This window comes from Pseudomonas caspiana, assembly GCF_002158995.1.
Lineage (GTDB): Bacteria > Pseudomonadota > Gammaproteobacteria > Pseudomonadales > Pseudomonadaceae > Aquipseudomonas > Aquipseudomonas caspiana.
Map to the genome: position 1 here is coordinate 24,739 of NZ_LOHF01000004.1, position 6,369 is coordinate 31,107.

The 6,369-nt window shown below is 58.8% G+C and carries 9 protein-coding genes; all 9 read left to right on the forward strand.

From position 1 onward, the window contains the following. Nucleotides 1–21 precede the first annotated feature (21 nt). On the forward strand, nt 22–228 hold the full coding sequence (locus AUC60_RS06780; protein ID WP_087265328.1) for a phage head-tail joining protein: 207 nt from the start codon (nt 22–24) through the stop codon (nt 226–228). Then, nucleotides 228–1,709 (forward strand): phage portal protein, encoded by a 1,482-nt coding sequence (locus tag AUC60_RS06785; RefSeq protein WP_087265329.1) that lies wholly within the window; start codon nt 228–230, stop codon nt 1,707–1,709. Before AUC60_RS06780 ends, AUC60_RS06785 begins: the two co-directional genes overlap by 1 nt. Continuing rightward, nucleotides 1,706–2,860, forward strand: a complete 1,155-nt coding sequence (locus AUC60_RS06790; RefSeq protein WP_087265330.1) for a head maturation protease, ClpP-related — start codon at nt 1,706–1,708, stop codon at nt 2,858–2,860. The genes AUC60_RS06785 and AUC60_RS06790 overlap by 4 nt, the downstream gene beginning before the upstream one ends. Continuing rightward, nucleotides 2,857–3,201 (forward strand): head decoration protein, encoded by a 345-nt coding sequence (locus AUC60_RS06795; protein ID WP_087265331.1) that lies wholly within the window; start codon nt 2,857–2,859, stop codon nt 3,199–3,201. Before AUC60_RS06790 ends, AUC60_RS06795 begins: the two co-directional genes overlap by 4 nt. Before the next feature lie 64 nt (nt 3,202–3,265). Further along, nucleotides 3,266–4,261, forward strand: coding sequence for a major capsid protein (locus AUC60_RS06800; RefSeq protein WP_087265332.1), 996 nt, complete (start codon nt 3,266–3,268; stop codon nt 4,259–4,261). A gap of 2 nt (nt 4,262–4,263) precedes the next feature. Beyond that, nucleotides 4,264–4,578: a head-tail joining protein gene (locus tag AUC60_RS06805; protein WP_027902174.1), complete on the forward strand. Its 315-nt coding sequence runs from the start codon at nt 4,264–4,266 to the stop codon at nt 4,576–4,578. After that, entirely contained in the window at nt 4,575–5,237 is a 663-nt protein-coding gene (locus tag AUC60_RS06810) for a phage tail protein (protein ID WP_087265333.1), read from the forward strand. The genes AUC60_RS06805 and AUC60_RS06810 overlap by 4 nt, the downstream gene beginning before the upstream one ends. Before the next feature lie 4 nt (nt 5,238–5,241). Further along, on the forward strand, nt 5,242–5,727 hold the full coding sequence (locus tag AUC60_RS06815; RefSeq protein WP_338014019.1) for a hypothetical protein: 486 nt from the start codon (nt 5,242–5,244) through the stop codon (nt 5,725–5,727). Beyond that, nucleotides 5,724–6,284 carry a phage baseplate assembly protein V gene (locus AUC60_RS06820; RefSeq protein ID WP_087265335.1) on the forward strand — a complete coding sequence of 187 codons (561 nt, stop codon included), beginning with the start codon at nt 5,724–5,726 and terminating at the stop codon, nt 6,282–6,284. Before AUC60_RS06815 ends, AUC60_RS06820 begins: the two co-directional genes overlap by 4 nt. The last annotated feature ends 85 nt before the right edge of the window (nt 6,285–6,369 follow it).

A 6,369-nucleotide genomic window follows, 5' to 3' on the forward strand; every position in this document is an offset into this window, starting at 1 on the left:
CATTATCCTTAGGTATCGCCTATGTCATTTACCCAGAAGCACCTCGACGCGGTTGAGGCGGCCATCGCTCGCGGTGAAAAAACCGTTCGCTATACCGACCGCACCGTTGAATATCGCACGGTGGATGAGCTACTCAAGGCCCGTGAAGAGATTCGATCGTCGCTGGTTAATGCTGCCGGTCCGCGCTCCCGCGTGGTTCGGCTGTGTCACGGGGGTAAGGGGATCTGATGGCTCGACACTATCCGACGCTTACCCGTAACGGATTCTTGCTGCCGTCGAACATCAAGGCCAGTTATGAAGGTGCCGGAGAGGGCCGTCGCTCCACTGGCTGGGATGCTCCCGACAATGGAATCAACAGCATCAACACACCGGCGTTGCGTAATCTGCGTTCACGCTCCCGGGCAGCGGTCCGCAATGACCCCTACGCATTCAACGTAATCGACAAGCGCGTCAGCAATCTGATCGGGACAGGCATTACGCCGAGACCGAAAACAGACGATGAAGCACTTCGAAAGCTGCAGCAGGAACTATGGGACGACTGGGTCGATGAAGCGGACGCCGATGAGCGTACTGACTTCTACGGCCTGCAGGCGCTGATTGCCCGCACCGTTGAAACGTCGGGTGAGTGCTTTGTTCGCTTGCGTCCTCGCAGTCTGGAAGAAGGGCTGGCAGTTCCTCTGCAACTGCAGGTGCTGGCTCCGGAATTCGTCCCGCACGATAAGTTCGAGACCAACCGAAACGGCAACATCATCCGCGCCGGGATCGAGTTCACCCCGGGCGGTAAGCGGGTCGCGTTCTGGATGTACCTGTCGCACCCCCGCGACTCAACGTCATTGAACGCTGGTTACAACCAGCTGGTGCGTGTGCCTGCGGCTCAGGTGTTGCACATCTTTGAACCGGTAGAGCCAGGTCAACTGCGTGGCGTGCCGCGATTGTCGCCGGTGCTCAAGCGACTGCGAAGTCTGGATAACTACGATGACGCCGTGTTGTTCCGTCAGGAAGTGGCCAACCTGTTCGCGGGTTTCATCAGCCGACCGGCACCGGACTCGGGACCTGTGCCCAGAGATCCGGTCACCGGCCAGCCATTGAGCCTGGACCGAGACGGCTTCACGCCGATGGTCGCACTCGAACCCGGCACCATGCAGGAGCTGGGGCCGGGCGAGGAGGTTGAGTTTTCCAAGCCGCCCGATGCGGGCAATAACTATCCCGACTTCATGCGTCAGCAGCTGATGGCTGCTGCAGCAGGAACCGGCACGCCTTACGAGATCCTCACTGGCGACATGCGGGAGATCAACGACCGGGCGTTGCGAGTTGTGCTCAACGAGTTCCGGCGTCGCTTGGAACAGCTTCAGTTCAGCGTCTACGTACACCAGCTGTGCCGCCCTGTGCGGGCCGCGTGGATGGATATGGCCGTGCTCTCGGGCGCGCTGGTTCTGGCCGATTACGCCAAGCGTCGTCGCGAATACCTGCGCACACGCTGGGTGCCGCAAGGTTGGGCCTATATCCAGCCGGTGCAAGACGTTCAGGCACGGCAAATGGAAGTGCGGGCGGGCTTTGCTTCGCGCAGCGAGATGGTCCTGCGCACCGGTTACGACGCCGAGACGGTTGATGCGGAAAATGCTGCCGACCTAACGCGTGCCACCGAACTTGGGCTCAATTACACCACTCTCGACCCCTTCGTCCCTGTGGACGACAAGGAGCAATCATGAGCAAGAAAGCGCGACCACGCGTTTACAACCGGGCAGGCAAACAAGTCCCGGTGCAAGACAAGAGTTGGTACGCCGTGCAGGCCGAAGGCGAAGCAACTGAACGTGTCATTGAGGTGTTCGTCTACGGCGAGATCGGTACCTGGGGCATCACTGCTAATCAGTTTGTGCAGGATCTGCGCGCGATGGATGACGGCACGTCACCAGTGATTGTGGCGTTCAACAGCATCGGTGGTGACCTGTTCGACGGCTTGGCGATTCACAACGCATTGTCCCGGCTGGGTGAGCGTTGCACCGGCCGTGTTGATGCACTGGCCGCAAGTGCTGCCAGCGTTGCAGTGTGCGGCGCACACCGGGTGGTCATCGCCTCCAACGCGATGCTGATGATTCACAACCCATGGACGTATGCGGCTGGGGACGCCGAGGACTTCCGCAAGGTGGCCGACGTGCTTGACCAGACGATGGAGGCGATCATCGCGGCCTACAAGGCTAAGGCACCTGACATTGATGAGGTCGAGCTGCGGCGGCTGGTGGCGGCTGAGACCTGGCTGACGGCCAGTGAGGCGGTCGCCTTAGGCTTGGCCGATGAAGTGGGCGAGGGCGTCAAGGTTAAGGCCTGTTTGGGTCAAGGTTCAGCGTTACAGCGCTACCAGAATGCTCCGGCTGAACTATTGGCGCAGTTGGAAGAGCCGCCCGAGCCGGATCCGGATGTCGAGCCGGTGGATCCACCCCCGACGCCGCCAGTTGTCGACTCGGCCAAGTTAGCTTTGATGATTACTCAGCGGTGCGCTGAGGAAGGCATCAGCAACCTGGTCGCGCCCTTGTTGAGTTCCACTCAGCTCAAAAGTGAGTCTATCGTCCAGGCCGGAATTGTGCGTGCCAAGGCCGTGCACGATCTGTGTGTGGCAGCGCGACTGCCTGAATTCAGCGCTGAGTACGTTGAAGCTGGCTTGGATGAAGCTGCCGTCCGGGCGCGCCTGTTCGACAAGATTGTCACCAGTGGCAAAGGCTTCGAAATCGACAACAGTTTGCCGTTGGATGATGACCCTGCGCCGAAGGTACAGGCTAAACAACTGGATCAATCCTCAATCTGGTCAGCTCGGCAAGCCGCGCAGACAGGTAAACCTCAATCTGCAAAAGGAGCAAGAACATGACCATTCAACGCGAGCCGATGCATGCAGGCGAATTCCTGCTGTCCGAGGCCCCCGGCACGATTTCCCGTGAGGCTATCAACGTTGCTGCCGGTGCGGCACTGGAACCCGGACAGGTGCTTGGCTTGATCAGCCTTACCGGTGAGTTTGCCCCATACGATCCGCTGGCCGAAGACGGTACCGAAAATGCGGTCGCCATTCTTTACGGGCCGCTGGGCGAATCGGATGTTACTCGTCGCGGTCGTGCAGTGGTTCGCCTCGCTGAAATCAGCGAAGTGCATCTGACTGGGCTTGATCTGGCTGCTGAGAAAGCCCTGGCGACGCACTTCCTGATCGTTCGCTAAGACGATTCACCTCGATTGATCCAGCCCGCCCTGTGCGGGTTTTTTGTTTTCTGGAGATAGCTTCATGGCTGATATTGAAATCTTTAACGACGACGCGTTTTCCGTTTCTTCGTTGACTGCTGCGATCAACGACCAAGAGTACTTGCCAGGCCGTATCAGTAGCCTCGGGCTGTTTCAGGAAGAGGGCATCACCACCCTGACGGTCCAGATTGAGAAGGATGGCGACACCCTGGCGCTCGTTCCTGCTGGTGAGCGTGGCACCTCTGGTTTGGTGGTGGCGGGCACTAAGCGCAACTTGATCCCGTTCAATACCGTGCACCTGCCACAGCGTTTCTCGATCAAAGCCGACGAGATCCAAGGCATTCGCGCATTCGGCACCCGTTCCGAGCTGCAGGCGGTGCAGGACGTGGTCAACAAACGGTTGGCCAAGTGCCGCCGCCAGTTAGACGCCACGCATGAATACCAGCGCATGGGGGCCTTGAACGGGCAGATCCTGGATGCGGATGGCAAAACGGTGCTGCTGGACATCTACAAGACCTTCGGGGTGTCCCGCAAGAAAATGTCGATGGAGCTCAACAACCCCGATACCGAACTTCGGGTGAAATGTGGCGAGGCTCTGGACCTGCAGGAAGAAGCTCTGGGCAGTGTCACCAGCAGCGGCTCTCGTGCCCTCTGTGGCAAGAACTTCTGGAACAAGCTGCTGGTTCACAAATCAGTAAAAGAGACTTACCTCAACAGTCAGCAGGCCGCCGCTTTGCGCGGTGATGCGCGTGAAAGCTTTGAGTTCGGTGGCATCGTCTGGGAGCGCTATCGCGGCAAGATTGCTGGCGTGTCGTTCGTTCACGACGATAAGGCGCTGCTGATTCCTGAGGGCGTTCCGGATCTGTATATCTCGGTGTACGCACCGGCTGACTACATGGAAACGGTCAACACCGAGGGCGTCCCTTACTACAGCAAGATTGAACCGCTGCCTTTCAACAAGGGCATGGCTGGTGAAGCCCAGTCGAACCCTTTGCATCTGTGCACCCGTCCGCTCGCGCAGATCCTTCTGGAGCTATGATCGTGGGCTTTCGGGATCTGGTGGCTGCGGTCGACGATACCGTATTCGAAACCTTGGGCGACTCTGGCTCAATCGAAGGGCGTCCGGTCTTAGGCATGTTCTCTGCGCCTTGGCTCCAGCCGAACATCGGACGTTTGAATACCGGGTTGCGTGAGCCGACGTTCATGATTCGCGTTGGTGACGCCGAAGGGGTCGAGAAGGGGCAGAGCGTCACCATCGATCTGCCAGCCATGGACGGCGGTGGGGAATACACGCTGGTTCGGCCGGAGCCTGACGGTGCTGGCTTGGTCGCCTTGGTCTTGAGGCTTAAGCCATGAGCATTGGTTCGTTCTACAAGTCATCCTCCAGCAGCGCGCTGATCACCATTCAGACATCCGACGCTGATTTAAAGGCCTTCACTGACTTCGCCAAGCTGATGCCGAAGGCTGCTGCCAATGCTCAGCGCCGGGCTATCAACAAAACCCTCGGTTGGCTGCGTACCCACATCGCTCGCGATGTGGGTCGCAAAGAGGGGATCGCCATGCGTGCTGTGCGTCAGCGCCTCAAGGCCTATTCGGTCAAAGCAGGCAAGCAGCAAGGCAAGCTGTGGTTTGGCATTAACCCGCTGGAAGCCAGCCGAACCGGGCGGGCACGTCAGACACAGTCGGGCGTGTCCGTGGGGCGTCGACGCTACAGCGGGGCGTTTTACAAGCGGGTCTACGGCAGCAACGCAGATATCTGGATACGCACGGCCAGCAAGCATTTCGCGGCGAATGATTACCCGAATAGTGAAGTGTCAGGCGGCGGGCCGAGTTCCGGCTGGATCGCGGAGCACGGCACCCGGTTCCCGTTGGCAAAAGCCAAAGTCTCACTTGAGGACGTCCGCCCCTTGTTCAATAGCTGGACGCGCAAGGCTGACGCCAGATTGTTGGAAGTCCTCAAGCAGGAACTTAATTTCGAGCTGCAAAAATATCTGCGAGGTAATGCCGGTGGATGAAGTCGTGCTGACTCTTGATCTGTTGTTTTCAACCATTGAGCGTGAGCTTGGCAGGCAGTTGCCCGGTTTGGAAACGGTAGCGACCTGGCCCGACATTCGCGACCGGGTCCATCTGCCAGCATTGTTTCTGGAACTCGCCGAGCTTGAGCCTGGCACCGACCCTGGCACGGGCCGTGTGGGTATGGTCTGTCGCTTAGAGGCTTACCTCATTGTGGGATCAGAGGTTAGCGGCCATCACCATCACGTTGCGCAGTTGGTCACCCAGCTTATTGTTCTGCTGCGTGCGCAATACTGGGGGCTTGATGATGTTGAGGCCGCGGAGTTCATACAGGCAGGACCCGACTGGACCAAGCCTGAACTTGATGGTTACACCGTTTGGAAGGTCGAGTGGACTCAGCAGATATACCTCGGGGTCGAGCAATGGCCATGGCCTGATGTTGCTCCAGTGACTCTGGTGATGGATGTCGAGGGCGAGGAAGTAGCTTTATGAGCAGCGAAGCCGTCGGCGAACATGACCGGATGATTCAAGCCATGATCATGCCCGGCACCGTTGTGGGGGTAGATCTGGTCGCGGGCAAGGTACGCATTGAGTCGCGTGGCTGGGTGAGTCCATGGGTGCGTTGGCACAGCGTTGCAGCTGGTAAGGCGCGGCATTGGCGAGCACCGAGCCTGTACGAGCAGGGTACGTTGATCAATCCGAGCGGCGTGCCCGGTCTCGGGCGGTTTATTCCTGGACTGTATAGCGATGCCGGTGCTCAGCCGGACAACCGGGATCATGTCGAGGTCTGGCGATTTGATGACGGTGGCTCGCTGGTTTACGACTGGAAGGCCAAGACGTATGAAATCACGCTGCCGACCGGCACCGTCACCATCAAGGTCGGCGGGTCCTCGGTAGTCATCTCGGACAACGCCGTATCGGTGCAGTCTGCGGCCATCACCCTGAACGGTCCAACAGAGATCAACGGCACGTTAAGCGTGACGGGGGATATCTACGGCGGCGGCAAAATCATCGATACGGGCGGCAACACGCCAAATCACAAGCACTGATGTATTCCCAATAGCTACCCGCCTTGAGCGGTTTTTTTATGCCTGGAGGAAACCGATGGCTGTCAACAAAACGACTGATAGACCC